Origin of the sequence: Alteromonas lipotrueae (assembly GCF_019249215.1) — a bacterium.
GTDB lineage: Bacteria > Pseudomonadota > Gammaproteobacteria > Enterobacterales > Alteromonadaceae > Alteromonas > Alteromonas lipotrueae.
This window is the reverse complement of record NZ_JAESDI010000019.1, coordinates 1-25,405: the sequence shown is the minus strand read 5'-3', so window position 1 is coordinate 25,405 and position 25,405 is coordinate 1. Positions and strand designations below refer to the sequence as shown.

Sequence of the window (25,405 nt, the reverse complement as noted above, 5' to 3'; positions counted from 1 at the left end):
TTATCTCTTGTCGCTAGCCTTTTAGATTAACCTCTTGCACTAGCAGCAAATTGTTATCTTTTTTATTTTTCATAAGCCTTCCACTTATAAAAAATAACACCACTTTGTCGACAATAACCACTAAGAAAGTTTGACCGAACAACCTAAACCCCCTATATTGTCGACATGTAATTCATTTTGTGGTGAATAGCTTGTCGGTACAGATAACCCTAGAAAAGCCTGTAACTAATGCAGATAGAACCTTCTATCAGCTGCGAAAAGACATTGTAGAAGGTGTTATTCCTGCAGGCTCTAAACTTAGTGAGACTGAGTTGTCGACAAAATATGAAGTCAGCCGTGCGGTTATCCGAGAAGGTATTAATCGTCTTGCCGCCTGTCATCTTGTTGAGCGAAAGGCGAATATTGGTGCCAAGGTAGTATCGCTAACCCCTGAAGGGCTTATTCAGCTTTATCAAGTAAGAGAAGCACTTGAAGGCATGGCCGCTCGCCTTGCCGCAAGACACATGAGCGATGAAGAAGTCGCCTCATTACAAGGCTTATTAGATTCACACTTTAATAAAGTGAAAGACGCCCAGCTCTATTACCAAGAAGCCGGCGACGTGGACTTCCACTACCGCATCGTGACTGGCAGTAAAAACAGCCACCTCATTAGCGTGTTAATAGATGGGCTTTATCACCTTGTACGCATGTATCGCGTTCAGCTAGGCATGGCTGGCCCAAGGGTTACTACTGCCTTTGACGAACACAGACACATTGTTAACGCGATTGCGAATCGCGATGAAGAGTTGGCAGAAATGCTAATGCGACGCCATATTCTTTATTCTAAGAACAATATTGAAAACAAACTTAGCGCCACACCAACCTAATTTGAAACCAGAGAGTGTTACTTATGAGTGCAGGAAAGAAATTCAGACAAGCACTGGCCGACAATAAGCCATTGCAAATATTAGGCACCATTAATGCCTATACCGCCATGATGGCAAAATCTATCGGCCACAAAGCAATATACCTCTCCGGTGGTGGCGTTGCGAATGCTTCATACGGGCTACCCGATTTGGGCATGACATCACTAAACGACGTGATTGTTGATGTACAACGCATCACGTCAGCCTGTGATTTACCGTTATTGGTAGACATAGACACGGGCTGGGGCGGCGCATTTAATATTGCAAAAACCATTCGCGATATGGAAAAAGCAGGCGCTGCGGCTGTGCATATGGAAGATCAAGTTGCGCAAAAGCGCTGCGGCCATCGCCCTAACAAAGAAATTGTGAGCACAGAAGAAATGGTCGATCGCATTAAAGCTGCGGTAGATGCTAGAACCGACCCTGACTTTTTCATTATGGCGCGAACCGACTCTTTCGCTCAAGAAGGGTTAGAAAAAGCCATTGAACGCGCAAGGGCTTATGTTGCGGCCGGTGCCGATGGCATATTTGCAGAAGCAGTAAAAACTGAAGAACACTACCGCGCATTTTCAGAAGCGTTAGACGTCCCTATTCTTGCCAACATTACCGAATTCGGACAAACCGAACTTTGGAACAAAGAACAACTTGGCGAATGGGGCGCTGCGATGGTGCTTTACCCACTAAGTGCATTCCGCGCCATGAACAAAGCGGCCGAAAACGTGTACCAATCAATACTTGATAATGGCGATCAAAAAGCCGTTGTCGACACCATGCAAACACGCATGGAGTTATACGATTACCTTGGCTATCACGACTACGAGCAAAAGCTCGACGAACTGTTCGCCAAAGGCAAAGGCTAACGGCTGAGATGACTCGAGGCAGTATTGCATGCGAGGCCGCTTTGGCTGAATTGACTCGAGGCAGCATTGCCTGCGAAGCCGCTTTGGCTGAGGAGGCAGGGATACGGCGCTGCCACGCCGTAAACCCATCCATGGGGGCTCCGCCTCGGCATCCATGCCTCGGAGGGGCAGCGCTCGTATTCCTGCCTCCCCATCCGCGGCCTCGAACGCCAATTTGCATCGAGTAATACTTTGTTAAAAACAACGCTTTTAAATATCGATTGTTGAATTAAAAACTAAACAAACTTTTGTACCTTACATACACAAGACCGGAGACAACAAGATGGCTAAACAATTAAGTGGCGCGGGATTACGCGGCCAAGTTGCAGGAAAAACAGCACTGTCTACTGTAGGCGTATCAGGTTCTGGCCTGACATACCGTGGTTACGATGTAAAAGATTTAGCAGCCAGTTGCCAGTTTGAGGAAGTGGCTTATCTTATTTTAAAAGGTAAATTGCCTACCCAGTCCGAGTTAGATGAATACAAAACCTTACTTCGTGGTAGGCGCGGATTGCCTCAGGCTCTTAAAGATGTATTAGAGCGTATTCCAAAAGACGCACATCCTATGGACGTACTTCGTACAGGTTGCTCTATGTTGGGCAACCTTGAAATGGAAAACGATTTCAGCGAACAGCAGCAAGCAACCGATCGTATGCTAGCTTGTTTCCCAAGCATTATTTGCTATTGGTATCGCTTTACTCACGATGGCGTTCGTATTGATGTAGAAAGCGATGACGATTCAATCGGCGGTCATTTCTTGCATATGCTACACGGCGAAAAACCTCGCGAGTTGCATGAAAAAGTCATGCACGTTTCACTTATTTTGTATGCAGAGCACGAATTCAATGCCTCTACCTTTACCGCTCGCGTATGTGCCTCAACCTTGTCAGATATGCACTCATGTGTCACCGGCGCTATTGGCTCACTTCGCGGTCCATTGCATGGCGGTGCGAATGAAGCAGCTATGGAAATGATTGAAGGCTTTACCTCGGCAGACGACGCTGAAGAAAAAATGATGGCCATGCTTGCCCGTAAAGACAAAATCATGGGCTTTGGCCATGCCATCTATTCTGAATCAGACCCACGTAACGAAATCATCAAAGGCTGGTCTGAAAAGCTCGCTGCCGATGTAGGTGACGAGGTGCTTTACCCCGTATCTGTGCGCTGTGAAGAAGTAATGTGGCGCGAGAAAAAGCTATTCTGTAACGCTGATTTCTTCCACGCTTCCGCCTATAACTTTATGGGAATTCCCACCAAGTTGTTTACCCCTATCTTCGTGATGTCTCGCCTAACGGGCTGGGCAGCACATGTGATGGAACAACGCGCTGACAACCGTATTATTCGCCCGTCAGCTGAATATACTGGTGAAGATATTCGTGACGTGCCTCCTATGTCTGCACGTAGTTAACGACTAAGGCTTAAAATCATGAGTAATATGAATTACGAATACCGTAAACCTTTGCCTGGCGCAGGTATCGATTTTTTTGATACCCGCGAGGCAGTGGAAGCCATTGAACCTGGTGCCTACGATAAACTTCCTTACACCTCACGAGTGTTTGCTGAAAACTTAGTGCGCCGTTGTAACCCTGACGCATTAACCGATTCACTTAAGCAGTTTATTTATCGCAAGAACGACTTGGATTTTCCGTGGTTTCCAGCCCGCGTGGTATGCCACGACATTCTGGGGCAAACCGCGTTGGTTGACTTGGCTGGTTTACGTGATGCTATTGCGGCGAAAGGCGGCGATCCGGCGAAAGTAAACCCCGTTGTGCCTACCCAGTTAATTGTCGATCACTCATTAGCCGTTGAACATGCGGGTTTTGAACCCGACGCGTTTGAAAAAAACCGCGCTATTGAAGATAGACGTAACGACGACCGATTCCATTTTATCGACTGGACTAAGTTAGCGTTTAAAAACGTGGATGTGATACCGCCGGGTAACGGTATTATGCACCAAATCAACTTAGAGCGTATGTCGCCGGTTATTCAGTCTCGCGACGGTGTTGCCTTTCCTGATACCTTGGTTGGCACCGACAGCCATACCCCTCATGTTGATGCACTAGGTGTTATTGCTATTGGTGTAGGCGGCCTTGAAGCAGAAAGCGTTATGCTGGGGCGCGCCTCTTACATGCGCCTACCTGATATTGTTGGTGTTGAACTTACCGGTAAGCCACAGCCCAATATTACTGCTACCGATATTGTATTGGCACTTACCGAGTTTTTACGTAAAGAGCGTGTGGTGTCTTCTTATTTGGAATTTTATGGCGAAGGTACTACGCACCTTACCCTTGGCGATCGCGCTACTATTTCAAACATGACACCCGAATACGGCGCTACCGCGGCGATGTTCTACATCGACCAGCAAACCATCGATTATTTGCGCTTAACTGGCCGTGAAGAAAAGCAAATTGCCTTAGTTGAACAATACGCGAAACACACAGGTTTATGGGCAGATTCATTAGCGAGTGCCGAATACGAGCGTGTTCTCACCTTTGATTTATCCTCTGTTGGCCGCAACATGGCTGGCCCGTCTAATCCACATGCACGTTTAGCCACCAGCGATTTGGCTCAGCGCGGAGTTGCTAGCGCATGGGAACAAGAAGAAGGCAAAATGCCCGATGGCGCGGTAATTATCGCTGCCATTACCAGTTGTACCAACACATCTAACCCGCGAAATGTGATTGCAGCAGGCTTAATTGCCCGCAATGCAAACCAGCGCGGATTAACCCGTAAACCTTGGGTGAAAAGTTCATTAGCCCCTGGCTCTAAAGCGGTAAAGCTGTATTTAGAAGAAGCTGATTTAATGGGCGAACTAGAACAGTTGGGCTTTGGTGTCGTTGCTTTTGCCTGCACCACCTGTAACGGAATGAGCGGCGCGCTAGACCCTAAAATTCAGCAAGAAATTATAGACCGTGACTTATACGCAACGGCAGTGCTTTCTGGTAACCGTAATTTCGATGGCCGTATTCACCCGTATGCGAAACAAGCCTTTTTGGCCTCACCGCCATTAGTGGTGGCCTACGCCATTGCAGGTACGGTTCGTTTCGATATTGAAAAAGACGTATTAGGTATTGATAACGACGGTAACCCTGTCACGCTCAAAGATATTTGGCCAAGCGATGAAGAGATTGATGCCATTGTCGCGAAAAGCGTGAAGCCAGAGCATTTTCGTAAAGTGTACGAGCCCATGTTCGATTTGAAAGTGAATACTGGCAGCGACATTAGCCCGCTGTATGATTGGCGTGAAATGAGTACCTATATTCGCCGCCCTCCTTATTGGGAAGGTGCGATGGATGCGAAACGCACCATGACGGGTATGCGACCGCTGGCTATATTGGGCGATAACATTACCACCGATCATTTATCGCCATCGAATGCGATTATGGCTACCAGTGCAGCAGGTGAGTATTTGGCGAAAATGGGGTTACCGGAAGAAGACTTTAACTCTTATGCCACCCATAGGGGCGACCATTTAACGGCGCTTCGCGCTACTTTGGCGAACCCGAAAGTGTTCAACGAGATGGTGCTTGAAAACGGCGAAGTGAAACAGGGCTCGCTTGCTCGCATTGAGCCAGAAGGCAAAGTGGTGCGCATGTGGGAAGCCATTGAAGCCTACATGCAGCGCAGACAGCCACTGATTATTGTAGCAGGTGCCGACTATGGTCAGGGCTCTTCACGCGACTGGGCTGCCAAAGGTGTTCGTTTAGCTGGGGTAGAAGTCATTGCCGCAGAGGGCTTCGAGCGTATTCACCGTACCAACTTACTTGGCATGGGTGTACTACCTCTTGAGTTTAAGCCAGGTACAACACGCAAAACCCTTGAACTTGATGGCACTGAAACCTACGACGTTAAAGGTGAACCTGCACCGGGTGCTACGCTAACCCTAGTGGTTAATCGAGCCAACGGTGAAACCCTAGATGTGCCCGTAACCTGTCGCTTAGATACCGCAGAAGAGGTGTCGATTTACAGCGCAGGCGGTGTGCTTCAGCGCTTTGCCAAAGACTTCTTAGAAGCTGAAGAGGTTGAAGGCTAATGCCTTCATCTTAGCGCATTGACGTTTGGCACTGAGCCACTTCACTTCATAAACACGCCGTGAACCCATCCATGGGGGCTCTGCCGCAGCATCCTTGCTGCGGAAGGTTTATGAAGCGAAGTAGCTCAATACCTTAGTGTGTAACGACGTTAAGCCAAAACTTGTAATACAACTGTGGAAAGTGATTTTTAAGCGCTGCTTTCGCTGAGTGACTGGTTGCCTTGCTGTTGTAAGCTCCCAACTTGCATCCATGCGTATTGAGGGCCCTGAGCCCAAATTACGTTCCCCTAACATCCTCCAACAACGTTTAATTAGGTGGTGGATTTAGGTGATGGATTGGTGTGTTTTAAGTGGGGCTTAATCGTTATCACGGCTCGCAACCAATCATCGTAATCAGCCATTGCCACCACTCAAAAAAGGAATAAACATGACGAAGTATGCTCCTCAAATTCGTGTACCAGCTACCTATATGCGCGGTGGTACCAGTAAAGGTGTGTTCTTTAACGTATCTGATTTACCCGAAGCGGCGCAGCAGCCTGGGCCGGCGCGAGATGCGCTTTTATTGCGTGTGATTGGCAGTCCAGACCCTTACGGTAAACAAACCGATGGCATGGGTGGCGCTACGTCGAGCACTAGCAAAACCGTGCTTATTAGTAAGAGTGAGCGCAATGATTACGATGTTGACTACTTATTTGGTCAAGTTTCTATCGACAAGCCTTTTGTAGATTGGAGCGGCAACTGCGGTAACTTAACGGCCGCAGTGGGCGCATTTGCGATAAATAATGGGTTGGTCGATGCCAATAAAATTCCAGATAATGGCATTGCTGTTGTCAATATATGGCAAGCCAACATCAATAAAGCCATTATTGCCAAGGTGCCTATTACTAATGGTGAAGTGCAAGAAACCGGCGACTTTGAATTAGACGGGGTGACGTTTCCTGCCGCAGAAGTTGAGGTTGCGTTTGTCGACCCAGCCGATGGCGAAGGCGCTATATTTCCTACCGGTCGTTTAGTCGATACGCTTGAAGTACCTGATGTAGGCTCTTTCAGTGCCACCATGATTAACGCAGGCATTCCGACTATTTTCATCAACGCTGAAGATATTGGCTACACGGGTACGGAACTGCAAGATGACATTAATAACGATGATGCCGCCCTTGCCAAATTTGAAGCTATTCGTGCTTATGGCGCTGTGAAAATGGGGCTAATTAGTGATATTGGCGAAGCGGCCTCTCGCCAGCACACTCCTAAAGTGGCTATGGTAGCGCCACCTACAGGCTATAAGGCCTCTAGTGGTAAAGACATTTTGGGAAATGATATTGATGTACTGGTTCGCGCTATGTCTATGGGTAAGCTGCATCACGCTATGATGGGGACAGCCGCTGTGGCCATAGCTGCAGCTGCGGCTATTCCGGGTACATTAGTGAACCTTGCTGCTGGTGGCAGTGAACGTGAAGCGGTTGTTTTTGGACACCCCTCAGGCACCTTGCGTGTTGGCGCAAAAGCAAGCTTCGAAAACGATAAATGGAACATTGAACAAGCCGTCATGAGCAGAAGCGCTCGCATATTGATGGAAGGCTGGGTTCGCGTTCCCACCGAACAAAGCTAAACCATTAGATTAGATTCTGTATTACTGGATGTAGTAGCCTAGCTGTTAAAACAAAAGCCGTTGCTACATCCAAGACTTTCGTTTCGATTCAACTTCAAATAGCACGTTATTAGCTAACTCATTCGCAAAACCTTCAGGTAAAAACGGCACTGAAATAGCCCCAGATGCTAATACAAACTGCACCGTGGCAAGCTTTCGCCTTTTCATGAACACACTTTGCTTTACCACTACCTGCTGAACTTTGTAGGGTTCGAAGCATAAGTAATCCACACCTATGCGCCCTCGCCTTACATAAATGTATTTACCGTCGCTAACCACACCCCAACGCCACCATCTAAGCACAATAACACTTAGCAGTATTGCGCTAACAAAAGTGACCCCTGCGGTAATATCTAAATGTTCTATATAGATACCGAATCCAGCACCCACCACAAAAGGAATAGAAAGCCCTGCTATCACCCAGTGTAAAATGTAACGCTTGCTTATAGACTGGTAGTCGCTGCGGCGAATTTTACTCTGCGGCATGACTTCTTGGCTTAACTCATCCGCTTCGTCTTCAGTCACAGAAGGTACAATAAGTCGGTTTGGCGACATAAGCTCATTGGTCGAGTGCCCAATTGATGCGTTTTGCTCGAAGTACAGGTTCACGCGCTTAAGAATTCTGTCTAACCAATCTTGCTTCGCAGAGATAACTTGAATGCGGGATGCCCGCATACTCACTTCTTGTTTATTCAATAACCCACTTCTGCGGATATATCTGTCGTTGTGGCGCGACAATGTATAATCGTAAAAGGTAAACAGAGCCCCGCCAATACTAATCACTGCGACCAAGGCCATAGCCATCATTAGCATCACAAACGCGTACAAGCCAAACTGCCACCACGCTATGGTCTGCTCGCCAACAAGCTGATTTAGCTGCAAGCCCTTTTCAGCCAGCCACTCTGATAGGTAGCCAAACGCATTGTCATAAAAGGGGGCTGCAGCACCTAATAAAATCCATACTCGGTTGTTGGTAATTCCGTGGATCACGATATCGGTTATAGAGCGCCTATTCAGTATGGTTTCGCCATCCTCGTTGGTTTCTAAATAGCGCTTGCTTTGGTCACTGTTGACCGCAATATTAGCAACAGCATTGCTATCATTTACATAAGAGCTTGCATGGCGCTCAGTTTGTTGATGCCCAGTCTCTTGATGTTCTTCCTCGCTATGTCGAGCGTCTAGGGGGCGAGAGTCTTGATGCTCGGCTAGTACTTGCTTTCTTAAGGCATGAGCATAGGCCAAAGGAACGGCGACAATTTTAGCCTCTTCTCCTGCACTTCCAGCGGTATCAAGTATTACGAGTGCAAAGCCGAACGGTCGATAGTAGAAAGGTAATTCAATTTTAACATTCTGAATACGCCAAAATGGCAAGTTGGTGTAACTTCGAGAAAACACCCCACTGTGAATTTCAACATGCTGGTTGTTTACTCTAAAGCGGTACATGAAGAAGCTAACAACACCGCTTGAAAAGAAAATAATGAAGATCGCAGCAATGCCTAAAAGGGTATTGGGCGATTGAATGTTATCGGTAATATTGGCCGTTACTGCAATGGCCGGTACGGCGTAAATGGCGCCTTGTGCCATGTTTTTAATGCTGCGAAGGGTAAAATAAGCAATGGCAATGGGGGAAAGCCTACGCCAGCCTTCGCCGGTATCAACCTTAACGGCTTTCCCTTGTGCGCTGCTTTCGGAAGGCTTCGCCGTTTCTACTTCGGGGGAAGCCATTATTTTGCACTCACATCTTTATGATCAAGTATGAACTGCCTTAACCGCTCGGCCACCTCCACCTCTATACCTGGAATTTCAAACGTGTGGGTTGCACCACCAGCCGAAAAAACCTGCAAAGAAGCTAAACCCGCTAGGCGCGCAATCGGTCCACGTTTTAATTCAACATGTTGAACGCGAAGTATGGGCTGGCAAGATAACGACCTAAATACCAAGCCTGATTGCAAGCTTAAGTCTTGTTCACGCAGGGCATATTTAATAAGCGGATCGGCAAAAAAATGATAGGTCGTCCATAAACATCCCAGCACAGAAATGCCCACAACAATATAAGGAAAGGCGGCGACCAAGGGCTCTGGTAGCGCGAAAAATGACTGATACCGTAGCGCACTAGCCACCATGATAAGCACAAACGCTATGCCAAAAACCAGTGAGATATTAATCACGCGGTAACGCGGAGAAATAGCTTCTAAATTAAGTTGGTGAAGTTGAGGCTTGTCTGATGCAGACGTGTTTTCATTAGCTGTTATAGCGTTTAGCTGAGCGTTGCTAAACGTCTCGTTATCAGAACTCATTGTCATTACGTCTACCCCTTGTAAACTCGCGAAATCAACTTTCAAATAAAAACGGGGCCTAATCAGCCCCGTAATTTTATAAACGAATTAATCGTCTACTCTCTGCTGATTAAGCCAATCCTGCAAGGCTTTCATGTCGTGCTGTACCGCCATCTGCAATTCTTCAACCCAATCATGAACGTTTTGCCACCACGTTGGATGGTCGCCTTGTTGAATTTGATTTGCAATACGCTGAACACGAGCAAGCCCTACTGAGCCTGCCGCACCTTTAATTTTATGCGCTTGCGAGCAGACTTCAGATTTCTCATCAGCGCTTAGGCTCAACTGCAAAATTTCCATGTATTCAGGCATTTTCTCCTGGAACACTTTCACACTTGCTCGCACCATATCATCGCCTATTGTATCCACTAACATCTGGAGCAAGTCCATATCTAAAATGTTACTTAATATTTTGCTTGGCTCTGGTGGGCGCTCTACCTGACCTTCAACTTCTAATGGTGCAGGCGGCGCATGGAATAATTCGTTAAACACCTCAATCACGCGAGATTTCTTAATGGGCTTGGCAATAATATCGTCCATGCCATTTTGCAAATATTCTTCCCGCTTTTTAATCACGTTCGCAGTAAGTGCCACAATAGGCGTTTGCATTACTAAGTCTTCTTCATGCAGCGTACTGGCCACGTCGAAGCCCGTCATATCTGGCAGCTGAATATCTAACAGTATTAAGTCGTATTGATTCGCGCGGGCTTTATCAATCGCTTCTTGCCCCGTCATGGCCACATCCACCTTTTGCCCCATTTTTTCAAGCAAGGCTTTGGCAACCATCACGTTAAGTTCAATATCCTCAACCAGTAGAATGTTCAAGTCAGTAACCTGAAGCTGCGCCACTTGCATAGGCTTTTTCGATATCTCTACCGGTAGCTCTATTTCAAAGCGCGTCCCTTTACCTACTACACTGGTAACCTTGATATTGCCCTTCATTAAATCGACCATTTGCTTACAAATAGCCAAACCAATACCGGTACCTGTCGCCGATTGATGATCAGGGTGATCAACTTGATAGTACATGGCGAAGATTTTTTCTATCTCTTCTTCAGGTATGCCTACCCCAGTATCTTCAATCACAAAGGTGACGAACGCGAGGTCATTTTCAGGTTTGGTAGATTCAATCGATAAGCTCACATGGCCTTTTTGGGTGAACTTCACTGCGTTAAACAGAATATTCCACAAAATTTGGCGCAAGCGCGTACCATCTACTTCAACTAATCTCGGAAGAGGCTCTTTAATCGTGGTCTTAAGCTCTAGCTGTTTATCACCCGCTAATAACCGAATAATACTGCTTAGCTCTTCGGTGAAGTCGCGAAGCGATACAGTCTTCAAGCTCAGTTCAACTTTGTCTCTATCCAACTTATCCAAATCGATAATATCGTTAAAAATATTGCCTAACGTAATAGCACTGGCATAAATAGTACTTACCCAGCTAAATTGCTCTTCGCTTAATTCGGTATCGCGCAGCATTCTACTTAAGCCAACAATACCGTTTAGCGGCGTGCGTAGTTCATGGCTAATCGTCGCAATAAAGCGCGTTTTATCGGTACTGGCTTTCGCCGCTGCATTTTCCGCTTGTTTACGTTCAGTCATGTCTCGACCAAATGATAGCAAGCCTAAACGGTTGCCTTCTTTATCGAAGAATGGAACTCGCTTCATTTCGAAGTAGCGACGGCGGCCATCGGCAAAGCGTAGCCATAACTCTTCAGTAATACTGGCGTTAGTTTCTAATACTTCGTGATCACTGGCGACGATTTGGCGCGCCAAGTCTTCTTCATAAACATCAGTAGGGGTTAAGCCAAGCAGTTCCTGCTCTGTTTTACCCGTCATGAGTTCTGCTATACGGTTGCAGCCCGCAAAGCGCCCTTCTTCATTTCGGTAGTAAATAAGATCTGGCGAAGCATCGATAATCGAACGAAGTAAGGTAGATAAACGGCGGGCTTGCGCTTCTTGTTCAGATTTATCCTGAATTTCACGTTCTAAGTCTTTAAATAAGGCTTCACGCTCTTCTTGCGCTAATTTACGCTGCTCAATTTCGTGGTTTAATTGGCGGATATTCGTTTGCAGCTCACGGTTAAGAAAAACATCTTCTTCACGCAAGCGCTCTAGTTGACTTACCACTTCTTTAAGATTGGTACGTGAGTTTTCTAACTGCTTTATAAGCTCGCTAAAAAAGTACAGCACCCAAGGTGCCGAAAGCATGGTGAGTATAACCGCGCTGATAAAGTCATCGGGTTGTACTGCACTGCCCATGCTTACGCGAATTACGTAAGAGCCGCCAAGCGTAAATACCAGCGATAATACAACGAACAGAATACTTAACTTAAGCGTACCGAAGCGCTGCACAAATTGTGCAAAGCGAATAGCCCAAGAGTCATTTGGAGAATCTGAATGCATGAACGACTTATTTTTAGGATTATTTTCGACATATCCTATCAGGGTTTATGCATTACGGAAATGCTCACTGAGTTCGCAGGTATTGAAGGGTGGCTGTGCGTTTAAGTGGACCGACTTATGGCGGTGCATTTTTTGTACAACGCAGTGCGATTCTGATATTGTGTAAGAAAGGCTTTACAACTACATAAAAATACAGCAAACAGGCCCTTGACTAGATATTAAACACCTCAACATGAATTTTTATTCATTTTTGGCAATTTGAAGATACTTGCTATAATTTCAATGCCTACCAATAAGACGATATATCGGGTTATAACATTTTTGTTACAAACATGAATTTATAAGTTTAACACTATGAAAATAGTGAATATTTTAAACTATATGCTAAATCTTTGTTATACCCCCTGCTTTAGCGTTTGATTTTACATATCAATATAGGTATTTTGTACGCCCCGCAAAGCAATAATGCATAAAAATGCGGAACACGACTGGAATCCTCTAATAATAAATAACGACAAGAAAAGGCGCATAGAGCGGTAATAGTGCCAGCTCGACAAAAGACGTCTGAACAATGTTGTGATACGCAATACCTAGGCGCATCTACACGCAACGCACACCTTGCCCCAGTCAAAGGTTGAAGGAGTTAAGAGATGAGTTTATACAACCCCAACGATTCCCGGGATAACTGTGGATTTGGCTTAATCGCCCATACCCACGGAGAAGCTAGCCATACGCTAGTAGAAACCGCTATTCACGGTTTAGACCGTATGCAGCATCGAGGCGGTATTGCCGCTGACGGGAAAACCGGAGACGGCTGTGGTTTACTACTGCAGAAACCGGATGCGTTCTTCCATACTATCGCCGCAGAAAATGGCTGGAAACTCAGCAAAAAATACGGCGTTGGCATGATCTTTCTAAGCCAGGACCAGGCCCTTGCGCAAACTGCGCGTGAGGTGTTGAATGAAGAACTTGAAAAAGAAACCCTTAGTGTTGTTGGCTGGCGCGAAGTGCCTGTCGATCGCTCTGTATTGGGTGAACTTGCTCTTACCGGCGTGCCACAAATAGAACAAGTATTTGTGAATGCACCAGCAGGTTGGCGCAAGCGCGATCTTGAACGCCGCCTTTATATGGTGCGTCGCCGCGCTGAAAAGCGCCTTGAAAGCGATCCTGATTTTTATGTTGCCTGCCTATCTGGCTTGGTAACCATTTACAAAGGCTTGGTAATGCCGAAAGACTTACCTGCCTTCTATTTAGATTTAGCCGACGAACGTCTGCAAAGTGCTATTTGTGTATTCCATCAGCGCTTTTCAACCAATACGTTACCACGCTGGCCACTCGCGCAACCGTTCCGTTTCTTGGCGCACAATGGTGAAATTAACACCATTAAAGGCAACCGAGATTGGGCAATGGCACGTGCCTCTAAATTTGCTACGCCGCTTATTCCTGATTTGAAAGAAGCAGCTCCTTTTGTTAATACCGAAGGTTCTGATTCATCGTCACTTGATAACATGCTTGAGCTATTCTTAGCCGGTGGGATGGATTTGTTCCGTGCCATGCGTTTATTAGTGCCACCTGCTTATCAAAATAACAAAACCATGGATGACGACCTACGTGCATTTTACGAGTTCAACTCGATGCATATGGAACCGTGGGATGGCCCTGCCGGTATCGTATTAACGAACGGCCGCCACGTGGCATGTAACCTAGACCGAAATGGTCTTCGCCCTGCCCGTTACGTTATCACCAAAAATGGCTTCATTACCCTTGCCTCAGAAGTGGGTATTTGGGATTACGAAGAAGCTGACGTTATTGAAAAAGGCCGCGTAGGCCCAGGTGAAATGCTAGCGGTTGATACCTACACAGGTAAAATCTGGCGTTCCACTGAAATTGATGAAGAGTTAAAAGCGCGTCACCCATATAAAGAGTGGCTCGATAAACATATTCGTCATTTAACGCCTATTGAAAAGCTAGATGCTTCACTGATTGGAAAACGCGTTTTTGATGACGACACCATTTCGGTATTCCATAAGCAGTTCAGCTATAGCTATGAAGAAATTCAGCAAGTTATTAAAGTACTTGCGAAAGACGGTCAAGAAGCCGTTGGCTCTATGGGTGATGATACGCCAATGGCGGTTATGTCTTCACGCCAGCGTACCGTTTACGATTACTTCCGTCAGCAGTTTGCACAGGTAACTAACCCGCCTATCGATCCATTACGTGAAAACCACGTAATGTCGCTAGCCACCTGTATTGGCCGCGAGCAAAACGTATTCAGCGAAACCTCAGGTTATGCAGACCGCGTATTGTTTAACTCGCCAATACTGATGTATACCGACTTAAAACAGCTACGTGAATTTAACCCTGATAATTACTATTCAGAAGTGGTTGAACTTCAGTACCAACCGCAAGAAGGTTTGAAAAAAGCCATCGAGCGTATTTGTAACGAAGTAGAGCACTTAGTTAAACAAAAGCGTGCGGCGTTCGTGATTTTATCCGATCGCAATATCAGACAAAACCGCTTACCTATTCCAGCTGCTATGGCCGTTGGTGCAGTACAGCGCCGTTTAGTTGATAAATCACTACGATGCGACGCGAACGTAGTCATTGAAACCGCCAGTGCCCGTGACCCACATCACTTTGCCGTACTCATTGGTTTAGGTGCTACAGCGGTGTATCCGTTCTTAGCCTACGAAACCATTGAACAGCTTTGTGAGAAAGGCGAACTCGACATTTCACCTATGCAAGCCACGTTGAACTACCGTAAAGGTATCAATAAAGGTTTGTACAAAATAATGTCGAAAATGGGTATCAGTACCGTGGCAAGTTACCGTAGTTCGAAATTATTCGAAGCTATCGGTATTAACGATGCGGTAATGGAACTGTGTTTCAGAGGTGTTACCTCGCGCCTTCAAGGTGCTGATTTCGACGATTTCCAACAAGATACGGTTAATCTAAACCGCGTGGCTTGGTTAAAACGTAAGCCTGTTGATCACGGTGGTTTGCTTAAGTATGTACACGGCGGCGAATACCATGCGTATAACCCAGATGTAGTCAGCACACTGCAAAAAGCAGTAATGAGCGGCGAATACAGCGATTACCAGCAGTATGCGAAACTGGTCAACGAGCGCTCTCCTGCGCACATTCGTGACCTGCTAGCGCTCGACCCACAAAGCGAGCCGGTTGATATTAGCGAAGTTGAAGACGCACAGAACTTATTCCCGCGTTTTGATACAGCCGCTATGTCAATTGGGGCATTAAGCCCTGAAGCACACGAAGCGTTAGCGATTGCCATGAACCGTTTAGGCGGACAGTCTAACTCCGGTGAAGGTGGTGAACATCCATCGCGCTTTGGTACTGAAAAGAACTCGAAAATTAAGCAGGTTGCTTCTGGTCGCTTTGGGGTAACACCGCATTACTTAGTAAATGCGAATGTTATTCAAATTAAAGTGGCACAGGGCGCGAAGCCTGGTGAAGGTGGTCAGTTACCTGGCGACAAAGTGAATAAGTATATTGCACAGTTACGTTTCTCAGTGCCTGGTGTAACCCTTATTTCGCCTCCACCGCACCACGATATATATTCAATTGAAGATTTAGCCCAGCTTATTTTCGATTTGAAACAGGTGAACCCAACTGCACTTATTTCAGTGAAGTTAGTGTCTGAACCTGGTGTAGGAACTATTGCTACCGGTGTAGCAAAAGCCTATGCAGATCTTATTACGGTGTCAGGTTACGATGGCGGTACAGGTGCAAGCCCACTTACGTCGGTTAAATATGCTGGAAGCCCGTTCGAATTAGGTTTGTCTGAAACACAGCAAGCGCTCATTGAAAACGGCCTTCGCCATAAAGTACGCGTTCAAACTGACGGCGGCCTTAAAACAGGTTTAGACGTAGTGAAAGCGGGTATTTTAGGTGCTGAAAGCTTCGGTTTTGGTACTGGGCCTATGGTGGCGTTAGGGTGTAAGTACTTACGTATTTGTCACTTGAACAACTGTGCAACCGGTGTAGCAACACAAGATCAAAAGCTTCGTGACGACCACTTCATTGGTTTGCCAGACATGGTTATGAACTACTTTAAGTTTATTGCCCAAGAAGTACGTGAAATTATGGCTGCCCTTGGCGTGACCAAGTTTGACGACCTTGTTGGCCGTACTGAGCTATTAAAAGTGATTGACGGTGTGACTGCGAAGCAAAACCGCCTTGATTTAACGCCATTGTTGGTAAGACCGAAAGCAGGTGAACATACCCGTTTATTCTGTTCACAAACCACCAATGAACCCGTTGATAAAGGTGTGCTAAACGCACAAATGCTTAAAGACGCGCAACAAGCGGTTGTTGACGGCGAGTCTCTTGAATTGAAATACCCTGTTCGCAACACCGACCGTTCGGTAGGTGCTTTGTTATCGGGTGAAATTGCTAAGCACCATGGTAACCACGACTTTGAAGATACGCCTATTAAAGTGAATCTTACCGGTACTGCTGGTCAAAGTTTTGGTGTGTGGAATGCTGGCGGCTTGCACATGCACCTTGAAGGTGACGCAAACGATTACGTAGGTAAAGGAATGACTGGCGGTAAGCTTGTTATTCATCCACCAAGAAACATGACTTACAATGCGCATGAAAGTGCCATTATGGGTAATACCTGCTTATACGGTGCAACTGGCGGTAAATTATTTGCTGCAGGCCGTGCAGGTGAGCGTTTTGGTGTACGTAACTCAGGTGCTATTGCGGTAGTTGAAGGTATTGGTGACAACGGTTGTGAATACATGACCGGTGGTATTGTTGCAGTACTTGGCCCTGTAGGCGTGAACTTCGGTGCCGGTATGACAGGTGGATTTGCGTACCTTATGGACGACAACGACGACCTAGATAACCGTGTAAACCAAGACCTTATTGAGATTATGCCTGTTGACGGTAAAGCGATTTTAGTAGAGCACTTACGTGGTCTTATTAATCAGCATTACGAAGAAACTGGCAGCGACCATTCGTTAGGCTTGCTGACCGATTTCGCGGCAACGCTGAAACGCTTCAAGCTTATTAAGCCGAAGACCAGTGATGTGAAAAACCTATTAGGTCACATCAGTCGTTCAAGCGCAGAATTGCGCATTCAGGCTCAGTAGGAGGAGAAAAGTTTATGGCAAAGAACGTATACCAGTTTGTCGATGTTGAACGTATCGATCCGCCGAAAAAGCCGATCATGGTGCGTAAACACGAGTTCGCTGAAATTTATCAGCCGTTAAGTCAGTCACAAACCGAAGGCCAAGCAGATCGCTGCTTGGACTGCGGTAACCCGTATTGCGAATGGAAGTGCCCAGTACACAACTACATTCCTCAATGGTTAGACCTTGCCAATGAAGGTCGTATTATTGAGGCGGCTGAGTTGTCGCACAAAACCAATAGTTTGCCAGAAGTATGTGGCCGCGTTTGTCCTCAGGACAGACTCTGCGAAGGTGCATGTACCCTAAATGACGACTTCGGCGCGGTAACCATTGGTAGTATTGAAAAATACATTACCGATACCGCGTTTAAAATGGGCTGGCGCCCAGATATGTCTGACGTAGTGTGGACAGACAAGAAAGTCGCTATTGTAGGTGCGGGCCCAGCTGGATTAGCCTGTGCTGATATTCTTGTTCGTAACGGCGTAAAGCCCGTGGTATTCGACAAGTACGAAGAAATTGGTGGCTTGCTAACCTTCGGTATTCCATCGTTTAAGCTTGAAAAAGATGTGATTAAGCTTCGCCGCGAAATCTTTACCGACATGGGTGTTGAGTTTGTACTTAACACTGAAATTGGTAAAGACATTGAAATGCAAAAACTGTTAGATGATTACGACGCTGTGTTCTTAGGCATGGGTACGTATAAATCGATGCAAGGCGGCTTTGAAAATGAACATGTACACGGTGTTCACGATGCTCTGCCCTTCCTTATTTCAAATACAAATCGCGTGATGGGCCTTGAAAAAGACGAAGCCGACTTTGTTGATATGAAAGGTAAGCGCGTAGTAGTACTTGGTGGTGGTGATACCACCATGGACTGTGTACGTACGTCTATTCGTCAAGAAGCCGACCGGGTAGTGTGTGCATATCGACGTGACGAAGAAAGCATGCCTGGCTCTCGCCGTGAAGTGGTTAACGCCAAAGAAGAAGGGGTTGAATTTATGTTCAACATTCAACCTTTAGATATTGCTGTTGATAGCGAAGGCAAAGCTTGCGGTGTTAAATTCGTAAAAACCGAGATGGGTCCACCGGATATCAACGGGCGTCGTCGCCCAGTTGAAATTGAAGGCTCTGAGCATGTGGTTGAAGCTGATGCGATCATTATCGCGTTTGGTTTCCAACCTAGCCCTGCCCCTTGGTTTGCTGAGTTCGGCATTATGCTAGATGAAAAAGGCCGCGTACGCGCTCCTGCTGCTGGTAAGTTTGCTTTCCAAACATCGCACCCTAAAATCTTTGCGGGCGGTGATATGGTACGTGGTAGTGACCTTGTGGTTACCGCTATCGACGAAGGCAGAAAAGCCGCTGACGGTATCATGGATTACATCGGCGTTTAATATTAGCGTTTAATATCCACGTGTAAAACAGCACGTTAACCGTACCTCGTTGTATGTAATCTATTTAAAAGCTCGCTTAGGCGAGCTTTTTTGTGGCCAGTATATCTAAAGCTGTAAAGAAATCCGCTCAGGGCACCTTCACCTACAACAAACTTTGTAACAACCTACCGCTAGCTTTCTACAAGCACTAATGTATAGTATATTTAACATTGAGTTAAATTTAGCGTACACAAAGTAAAATTTAACCACCATTACTAGGGCATGGAGAAAGATAATGATTTCGTTCAGAGAGAAGAGTTTGTGGGTGTCTTTGTTAGTATCTGCGGTGATCGCCTCTATTTATGGAGATAGCGTATATACACTTATGTTTTTGCAACCAAATACTAGCCTAGATACCACCACCGCCCTCATCATGCGAATTACTATTGCCTTCATTATCTTAGAGGTAGCGTTACATATTGCGTTAGCCATGAGCCAGCAAGAAGATGCCAATACACCTGAAGATGAACGAGAGCGTTATCATCGACTTACCGCGAATAATGCGGGTTATTGGGTACTGTCAGTAGGTATTGTGAGCTGCGTGATACAACAAATGATCAACAGTAACATCGATTTTGACGCGCAAAATAGCTACACCAATTATGCTCTTGCACCTATTGAGCTGAAGTTAGTACTGATTTTTTGGTTATCGGAAGTCACCCGGTTTGGTACTGAGCTTTACTATTACCGGAAAGAAAGTTAATGACTGATAATTACATCATTACCAATAACATAAGAACTTTGCGCTTTCTTTCAGACGAAATGACACAGCAGGAACTTGCGTCGAAAGTGGGTGTTACACGCCAAACCGTTATGGCGATCGAGAAAGGAAAATACTCTCCATCACTTGAAGTGGCGTTCAAAATTGCTTTGGTCTTTGATAAACCGTTTAATGAGGTGTTTCAGTATTCGACAGAGAATACATAGTGGCATTGATAACTCAGTTCACAATAGTTTTCACCCTATACCCATCATGCTATGAACATACCTTGTGCAACTATTTATCTATTGCTCTTATATAGTTAGCCCACTATTATCGATATAAAGAGTGAATACTGGTTAACAAGAATAATGACAAGCGGTTTACGTAAAAGCATCAATATAATTTTACTTGGCGGGCTAGCAATGGCGAACCACGCGTTAGCCGATACTGTGACCGCAAACAGTTCATTAAATGTACCTGTTACCCAGTCTTGCCCTACGTCCTTTTTTGACGTCTCGCTAATGACCAATGCACGTCAGTGTCAGCAATTCGACGAGGGCATGCCAGCTAGCTTGGTCTATTTTACTAAGTATGCACCTGAAGAGGTTATCGCCTTCTATCAAAATGCCTATCCGCAATTTGTCAGAAAACCTGCGGTTAACCAACGCACTATGCTTGCAGCAACAGATGATTCGGTTCGTATTGTGGTGTCACCGGATAATATGGGCACGCAAGTAGATGTACTTATCATTAGTAAGCCATAACCTGCCTTAAGGTTTATTTCCGCCTAGCTCCTCTCCTTGTTCAATGTGGCACTGCCTTTGCAAATTCCGTAAAGAACCACAGTGGTGTCAAAAAAAGCGTCATTTTTATGACGCGCATTACACGTTGATATGCGAGGAATATGATGGAACTGGCAATTATTTTAATGATGTTACTTATTGTGGTGGCATTAGGCGCCATAAAATTATCAGATGGTGGCGTAGCGTTTCCTTTTCGCCGAAAGCCACAGCTTTTCACTCCTGTAGAACACTCATTTTTAAACCTTATTGAACAAGCCATGGGGCGAGAGTTTCGTATCATTTGCCGTGTACGCTTGAGTGACATAGTGTCAGTAAGGCAATCGGCCAACAAGAAAACGGCCAGCCAAGCTATTTCTAGAGCCTCATCGCGACAACTTGATTTTATCTTGGTGGATAAGCAGGACATGAGCCCGATATTAGCTATCGACCTTGTGCATAACCAAGGGAAAGAGGGCTACAAAACTCAGCGCGATTGGTTTGTGTCAGGTGCATTAGATGCGGCAGGTGTTCCTCATGCTCGAATTAAGGTGAAGTCGGGCTATACCGTCGACGACATTCGTGAATGCCTTGAAAACAAGCTTATTCCTTATAGAAGAATTCAGCAAAAAATGTCACAGCTTCCTACGCACAACCCTGAACCGACTAAGCGCCCGACTCGTCCAGTAAGATCGAGCCGCGTGGCAGCTGCGTAAAACTTACTATTTTCCCCTAGCCTTTGTTGCGCTCCATTATTGCTGTAATAGCAGGTGACAAAGGCTTTTTCCTGTCAGTTTTCCTCATTTCCTTATACAATTCATTACCATATCTGTAGCAAGTTTTGCTTCCCCCAACATCTGAATAAATCGGTATATACATGAAAGAGACTGACATGAAAGAGACTGGCATAAAAAAAATTGGCATTCTAGGCGCAATGGATGAAGAAGTTGCGTTACTTAAAGCTTCACTTTCAAACCTTAAAGAAACCACATGGAAGCACTTAACCTTTTATGAGGGCCACCTTAATGATGTTGAGGTTGTGCTGGTAAAGTGTGGTATCGGAAAAGTTGCAGCGGCTCTTGCCACTACGGTACTCATTGAACAGTACGCGCCTGACGCTGTGGTAAACACAGGTTCAGCAGGCGGGTTCGATAAAAGCTTAAACATTGGTGACTTAGTGATTGCCACCCACGTTATCCATCACGACGTGGATCTAACCCATTTCGGCTACACGCTAGGCCAGTGTGCTGGCATGCCTGAAGACTACCGTTGTGACAATACGCTCATTGAAGCCGCAAAAACAGCAACGAGCGAGTTAGAAAATATCCAATCTACCAGTGGCCTTATTTGTACTGGCGATTCGTTTATCGGTACCGACGAAGCAGTTGAAGCGCTACGTGAAAATTTCCCCGAAATGAAAGCCGTCGAGATGGAAGGTGCCGCTATAGCGCAAACCTGTCATATGCTTGACGTTCCGTTTCTAGTCATACGTTCGCTGTCTGATATCGCGGGTAAGACATCAACTGTCAGTTTTAAAGAATATTTGGATACTGCAGCAAAACATTCAGCGCAACTTGTTATGGCTATGATTAAAGCGTTGGCGTAGCAGTAAATGGAAGCATTGCTGACCCAATCAGCATATCAGTCGGTGCTGGTATTATGGTTGGCCGTTGTTTTAGATGCCCTTTGGCGGTGGCCGCTTAGCAGCCACCCGCTTACCCTCATGCGTTATTTGGTTAGGCAGATGGGGTTTAAAGTTCTTCCCTCTTTACGCTACTCTCGATCGCAGCATTATATCTCCGGCTCATTAGCGGCCATTGTATTATTGGCCCCTTTAATCATTTGCCTTGCCATACTCATATACATGGCCCAATACCCTGTTTTTTTCGAAGCCGTGATCATGGTTGCCTTGCTCGACTTTGCCTATCAGCGCCATCAATTCAGTAAGATTTTAAAAACGGTAGGAAAAAATAAAAAAGTACTCACCAGGGAAACCGTAGACACTATAGTTGCCCGCGAATGCACCCAATTAACCGATGTTGGTATTGCGAAAGCGGCCATTGAATCGCTATGGCTTAAGTTTTTATATCTTTATTGCGGCGTTATTTTTTACTTTATGCTGGCAGGGCCTATTGGTGCGTTAACCTACCGTTTGTTATTACTCACCTCGTGGCAATGGCACTATCGAAATCCTAAAATGGTGCATTTTGCGAAACCTGTGCGAAAGCTTGTTTCGTTATTAGTGGTTCCCCCTGCGTTACTCGGTTGTGTTGCTGTGCTTCTTTTCACTCACCCCATAAAAGGCATTCGAGCAGTAACACGAAGTAAAGCTCGAGACAAAACCTCCTTGTTACTTGCGCTATTTGGGGGAATACAAAACATTCAATTGGGCGGCCCTGCAATTTATCATGGACGAAAATACCGCTATCCTCGCTTGGGTGGTGCCGAACAAGTGAAGTATTCAGATATGATACGCAGTAAGCGCACTATAGTCGGCGCCATGGCCGTGGTCACCGCCATCGCTAGCGTCTGTTTATTATTAGTCGCGGCACAAACACAAACTCTAAGCGAGGTCTTCTAACGTGAAAAGCGTATTTCACATGCTGCGCAAACACGCTGCATTTATAATAAGCATTTTGCCATTTAACAAATTGAGTAAGGGCAGTATGGTGAAGCGTTCGTTGATAATCGCTATATTACTCACACTAGTGCCTCTTTCCACTTCAGCTGGAGAGCAAATTTACGAGCAAACTCAGCATGAACATATTCAGGATACAGAAGCCAGCAAATCAGCCCCGCGGATTATCACTCTCGCACCTCATTTAACCGAGTGGGTTTATAGCCTTGGTTTAGAAGCACACTTAATTGGCGTTAGCGACTACAGTAACTTTCCTGATGAAGCACAGCTATTGCCAAAAGTAGCCGACTATCAAGGTGCCGATTTATCCCAGATAATGGCGCTGCAGCCTACCTTAATCCTAGCCTGGGAAGGAGGCAACAAACCGCAAGATTTACACCGTTTAGAAAGCTTAGGTTATAAGGTGTTTCGAGCCAAAATCACTGAAATTGAAGACATTGCCACTGAATTGATGCGTTTAGCCAAAGTGACTAACACAGAAGAAAAGGCCAACGCGCTCACCAGTGAGTTTTTGCGCCATTTAGCAGCATTAAGAGCCAAGTATGCCACGCCATCGAATAAAGAGGTGTTTTATTACTCTTGGACATCGCCGCTAATGACCATAGGTGACAATGCCTGGCCGAACAAGCTACTTAACGTATGTGGTGCGCAAACCCTATTTGCCGACAGCCCGGTCGATTACCCGCAAGTTTCGGTACAAGAAGTATTATCTAGGCAGCCTTTTACTTTGGTGGCCGCTAGCAATCAGCCAGCGTCCGATCTTGAGCAATTTTGGCTTGCCCACCGCCGTTTTTTGTCAGCCCCCTTGATTGCGGTTAATCCAGACATTACCAGCAGGTTCTCACTGCGGTTAATTAATGAACTAAAAACACTGTGTAAGGGTATCAACTAGCAATTCCACAAGGTATAATAACCTTGTTTTATTTCTGAAGGTTATTCATGCGAATCGTTTTAGTCTTGTTTCTCGTCGTTGTTGCAGTCACGTTATTTGTGTCAATGCAATGCACAGCGAAAGCAACCTCTCAAGTATCGGTTGCGGCTTCCCCGTACCTTATTGAGCGGGTTAAAAACAATGACTGGATGCTTATCGACGTGCGTTCTCCAAGCGACTTTGCTGATGGACACATTCCAGGCGCCATCAATATGCCTCATGAAAATATTAACGATTATCTTACCGAGCTAGAAGGCCATAAAGACAAGCCTATTATTATTTATTGTCAATCTGGTACTCAGGCTAAACTTGCTATGAAGTTTCTAAAAGACTTAGACTTTTCTGAAGTCATGCATTTAGAAGGTGACATGCTAGGCTGGAATGCCTCTCAAATGCCAATCGACAGAATGTAACTTTCCGTAATTATAGCCTCTGCAAATATAGCTATTTGCAGCTGCGTTTCGCTTTTAACTGCCAGCCAAACTCTCCCCTACAGCACTCTCCACTATCACACGACAATAACCCTACGTTTTTGATACACTGACACGCATTCACTAAGGTGACAGACAATTCATGAAAATAGACCTCGCAACACCCGCTATGCTTTTTCCAGCAATTTCATTGCTGTTACTGGCTTATACAAACCGTTTTTTAACCCTTGCTACGCTTATTCGTAACTTTTCAAAAGAAGAGCGTGACGACAATACCCTGGCCCAAATCAAGAATTTGAGGCTTCGTATTCAGCTTATTAAGCGTATGCAAATTGCGGGAGTTGGCAGCTTCTTTTTGTGTGTCGTATCTATGCTGGCGATTTACCTTACTTATCAACAAGTGGGTAATTGGATATTTGCATTGAGCTTAGTGTCTCTTCTGTATTCACTTTGGATGTCGGTAAAAGAAATACTTATTTCCGTAGAAGCATTAGATTTTCACCTTGATGGTATGAAAGAGCAACATGACACTTCCAAATCTAAATAGCGTTACGTACCTACCTTTAGCACCCGAACATTTTGATGATGTTATACGCTTAGGCAATGAGGTTCAGGGTGAAAATTACCTGATGCCTGACACGTTAAAAGCCATGTATGACAAAAGCTGGCACAACAATATTAATGCTAGCTTAGTGAGCTATTGTGGGGACGACATTGTGGGCTTTCGTATTACCTACGCTCATTCACAGTGGCAGTGTGATAAATGGTGCAGCCCAGAACTATGGCCGGTAGAAGCCGACAAAGTATGCTATTTCAAATGCAATACGGTATCGCCCGCTATGCAAGGGGCCGGTATTGGAAGTACCTTATTAGCCAAGTCGGTGAGCGCGGCCAAAGCGCAAGGCGCTGAAGCAGGACTTGCTCATATTTGGCTTTCAAGCCCGGGTAATAGTGCGTTTAAATACTTTACTAAAAACGGCGGCGAACTTATTAAGAAGCACCCGAACAAATGGCGCTATGAGTCTATACATGAAGGTTACGATTGCCCTGTGTGCCCTGAAACCTGCGAATGTGAAGGCGCAGAAATGATATTACGGTTTTCTTAAAGCC

The 25,405-nt window shown here is 45.6% G+C and carries 20 protein-coding genes; 17 read left to right on the top strand and 3 right to left on the bottom strand.

The window, feature by feature from the left end:
* Positions 1-191: 191 nt before the first annotated feature.
* The 5 genes from JKP82_RS18515 to prpF all read left to right on the top strand — a co-directional run bounded on the left by JKP82_RS18515 (position 192) and on the right by prpF (position 7,446).
* Entirely contained in the window at positions 192-866 is a 675-nt protein-coding gene (locus tag JKP82_RS18515; RefSeq protein ID WP_159532899.1) for a GntR family transcriptional regulator, read from the top strand.
* Positions 867-889: 23 nt separating this feature from the next.
* Positions 890-1,765 carry a methylisocitrate lyase gene (prpB, locus tag JKP82_RS18510; RefSeq protein WP_159532901.1) on the top strand — a complete coding sequence of 292 codons (876 nt, stop codon included), beginning with the start codon at positions 890-892 and terminating at the stop codon, positions 1,763-1,765.
* A 322-nt stretch (positions 1,766-2,087) separates the two neighbouring features.
* Positions 2,088-3,212 (top strand): bifunctional 2-methylcitrate synthase/citrate synthase, encoded by a 1,125-nt coding sequence (gene prpC, locus JKP82_RS18505; protein ID WP_218398210.1) that lies wholly within the window; start codon positions 2,088-2,090, stop codon positions 3,210-3,212.
* A gap of 27 nt (positions 3,213-3,239) precedes the next feature.
* Positions 3,240-5,837, top strand: a complete 2,598-nt coding sequence (gene acnD / locus JKP82_RS18500) for a Fe/S-dependent 2-methylisocitrate dehydratase AcnD (protein ID WP_159534677.1) — start codon at positions 3,240-3,242, stop codon at positions 5,835-5,837.
* Positions 5,838-6,264: 427 nt separating this feature from the next.
* A complete protein-coding gene (gene prpF / locus JKP82_RS18495) occupies positions 6,265-7,446 on the top strand; it encodes a 2-methylaconitate cis-trans isomerase PrpF (RefSeq protein ID WP_218398209.1) in 1,182 nt (393 codons plus the stop codon).
* 63 nt (positions 7,447-7,509) lie between these two features.
* Here the strand turns inward: prpF and JKP82_RS18490 are convergent, their stop codons facing one another.
* From JKP82_RS18490 to arcB, 3 genes are all read right to left on the bottom strand, one after another.
* The gene (locus tag JKP82_RS18490; RefSeq protein WP_218398208.1) at positions 7,510-9,210 is read right to left on the bottom strand and encodes a PH domain-containing protein; all 1,701 of its coding nucleotides are present in this window, start codon (positions 9,208-9,210) and stop codon (positions 7,510-7,512) included.
* Complete coding sequence (locus JKP82_RS18485) at positions 9,210-9,788, bottom strand: PH domain-containing protein (protein ID WP_218398206.1); 579 nt, start codon at positions 9,786-9,788, stop codon at positions 9,210-9,212. The genes JKP82_RS18490 and JKP82_RS18485 overlap by 1 nt, the downstream gene beginning before the upstream one ends.
* An 81-nt stretch (positions 9,789-9,869) precedes the next feature.
* Entirely contained in the window at positions 9,870-12,227 is a 2,358-nt protein-coding gene (gene arcB, locus JKP82_RS18480) for an aerobic respiration two-component sensor histidine kinase ArcB (RefSeq protein WP_218398204.1), read from the bottom strand.
* Between the two features lie 650 nt (positions 12,228-12,877).
* Here arcB and gltB point away from each other — a divergent pair.
* From gltB to JKP82_RS18420, 12 genes are all read left to right on the top strand, one after another.
* The gene (gene gltB, locus JKP82_RS18475) at positions 12,878-17,344 is read left to right on the top strand and encodes a glutamate synthase large subunit (RefSeq protein WP_159532916.1); all 4,467 of its coding nucleotides are present in this window, start codon (positions 12,878-12,880) and stop codon (positions 17,342-17,344) included.
* 14 nt (positions 17,345-17,358) lie between these two features.
* Positions 17,359-18,774: a glutamate synthase small subunit GltD family protein gene (locus JKP82_RS18470; protein WP_159532918.1), complete on the top strand. Its 1,416-nt coding sequence runs from the start codon at positions 17,359-17,361 to the stop codon at positions 18,772-18,774.
* Between the two features lie 274 nt (positions 18,775-19,048).
* On the top strand, positions 19,049-19,516 hold the full coding sequence (locus JKP82_RS18465) for a hypothetical protein (protein ID WP_159532920.1): 468 nt from the start codon (positions 19,049-19,051) through the stop codon (positions 19,514-19,516).
* Positions 19,516-19,740: a helix-turn-helix transcriptional regulator gene (locus JKP82_RS18460; RefSeq protein ID WP_159532922.1), complete on the top strand. Its 225-nt coding sequence runs from the start codon at positions 19,516-19,518 to the stop codon at positions 19,738-19,740. Before JKP82_RS18465 ends, JKP82_RS18460 begins: the two co-directional genes overlap by 1 nt.
* A gap of 144 nt (positions 19,741-19,884) precedes the next feature.
* Entirely contained in the window at positions 19,885-20,280 is a 396-nt protein-coding gene (locus JKP82_RS18455; RefSeq protein ID WP_218398203.1) for a hypothetical protein, read from the top strand.
* Between the two features lie 143 nt (positions 20,281-20,423).
* Positions 20,424-21,011, top strand: a complete 588-nt coding sequence (locus JKP82_RS18450) for a DUF2726 domain-containing protein (RefSeq protein WP_159534679.1) — start codon at positions 20,424-20,426, stop codon at positions 21,009-21,011.
* A gap of 191 nt (positions 21,012-21,202) precedes the next feature.
* Entirely contained in the window at positions 21,203-21,901 is a 699-nt protein-coding gene (locus JKP82_RS18445) for a 5'-methylthioadenosine/adenosylhomocysteine nucleosidase (RefSeq protein ID WP_159534681.1), read from the top strand.
* 6 nt (positions 21,902-21,907) lie between these two features.
* Positions 21,908-22,876: a cobalamin biosynthesis protein CobD/CbiB gene (locus tag JKP82_RS18440; RefSeq protein ID WP_159532926.1), complete on the top strand. Its 969-nt coding sequence runs from the start codon at positions 21,908-21,910 to the stop codon at positions 22,874-22,876.
* 85 nt (positions 22,877-22,961) lie between these two features.
* Positions 22,962-23,825, top strand: coding sequence for a helical backbone metal receptor (locus tag JKP82_RS18435; protein ID WP_246604310.1), 864 nt, complete (start codon positions 22,962-22,964; stop codon positions 23,823-23,825).
* Between the two features lie 47 nt (positions 23,826-23,872).
* A complete protein-coding gene (locus tag JKP82_RS18430) occupies positions 23,873-24,277 on the top strand; it encodes a rhodanese-like domain-containing protein (RefSeq protein WP_013782825.1) in 405 nt (134 codons plus the stop codon).
* A gap of 160 nt (positions 24,278-24,437) precedes the next feature.
* Positions 24,438-24,842: a DUF2721 domain-containing protein gene (locus tag JKP82_RS18425; RefSeq protein WP_159532930.1), complete on the top strand. Its 405-nt coding sequence runs from the start codon at positions 24,438-24,440 to the stop codon at positions 24,840-24,842.
* The gene (locus JKP82_RS18420) at positions 24,820-25,401 is read left to right on the top strand and encodes a GNAT family N-acetyltransferase (protein ID WP_218398201.1); all 582 of its coding nucleotides are present in this window, start codon (positions 24,820-24,822) and stop codon (positions 25,399-25,401) included. Before JKP82_RS18425 ends, JKP82_RS18420 begins: the two co-directional genes overlap by 23 nt.
* Positions 25,402-25,405 lie beyond the last annotated feature (4 nt).

Excerpts from the sequence above, each read along its gene's own strand:
- prpB (WP_159532901.1), top strand. The coding sequence starts at position 890 with ATGAGTGCAGGAAAGAAATTCAGACAAGCACTGGCCGACAATAAGCCA.
- prpC (WP_218398210.1), top strand. The coding sequence starts at position 2,088 with ATGGCTAAACAATTAAGTGGCGCGGGATTACGCGGCCAAGTTGCAGGA.
- acnD (WP_159534677.1), top strand. The coding sequence starts at position 3,240 with ATGAATTACGAATACCGTAAACCTTTGCCTGGCGCAGGTATCGATTTT.
- prpF (WP_218398209.1), top strand. The coding sequence starts at position 6,265 with ATGACGAAGTATGCTCCTCAAATTCGTGTACCAGCTACCTATATGCGC.
- JKP82_RS18490 (WP_218398208.1), bottom strand. The coding sequence starts at position 9,210 with ATGGCTTCCCCCGAAGTAGAAACGGCGAAGCCTTCCGAAAGCAGCGCA.
- JKP82_RS18485 (WP_218398206.1), bottom strand. The coding sequence starts at position 9,788 with ATGACAATGAGTTCTGATAACGAGACGTTTAGCAACGCTCAGCTAAAC.
- arcB (WP_218398204.1), bottom strand. The coding sequence starts at position 12,227 with ATGCATTCAGATTCTCCAAATGACTCTTGGGCTATTCGCTTTGCACAA.
- gltB (WP_159532916.1), top strand. The coding sequence starts at position 12,878 with ATGAGTTTATACAACCCCAACGATTCCCGGGATAACTGTGGATTTGGC.
- JKP82_RS18470 (WP_159532918.1), top strand. The coding sequence starts at position 17,359 with ATGGCAAAGAACGTATACCAGTTTGTCGATGTTGAACGTATCGATCCG.
- JKP82_RS18465 (WP_159532920.1), top strand. The coding sequence starts at position 19,049 with ATGATTTCGTTCAGAGAGAAGAGTTTGTGGGTGTCTTTGTTAGTATCT.
- JKP82_RS18460 (WP_159532922.1), top strand. The coding sequence starts at position 19,516 with ATGACTGATAATTACATCATTACCAATAACATAAGAACTTTGCGCTTT.
- JKP82_RS18455 (WP_218398203.1), top strand. The coding sequence starts at position 19,885 with ATGACAAGCGGTTTACGTAAAAGCATCAATATAATTTTACTTGGCGGG.
- JKP82_RS18450 (WP_159534679.1), top strand. The coding sequence starts at position 20,424 with ATGGAACTGGCAATTATTTTAATGATGTTACTTATTGTGGTGGCATTA.
- JKP82_RS18440 (WP_159532926.1), top strand. The coding sequence starts at position 21,908 with ATGGAAGCATTGCTGACCCAATCAGCATATCAGTCGGTGCTGGTATTA.
- JKP82_RS18435 (WP_246604310.1), top strand. The coding sequence starts at position 22,962 with ATGGTGAAGCGTTCGTTGATAATCGCTATATTACTCACACTAGTGCCT.
- JKP82_RS18430 (WP_013782825.1), top strand. The coding sequence starts at position 23,873 with ATGCGAATCGTTTTAGTCTTGTTTCTCGTCGTTGTTGCAGTCACGTTA.
- JKP82_RS18425 (WP_159532930.1), top strand. The coding sequence starts at position 24,438 with ATGAAAATAGACCTCGCAACACCCGCTATGCTTTTTCCAGCAATTTCA.
- JKP82_RS18420 (WP_218398201.1), top strand. The coding sequence starts at position 24,820 with ATGACACTTCCAAATCTAAATAGCGTTACGTACCTACCTTTAGCACCC.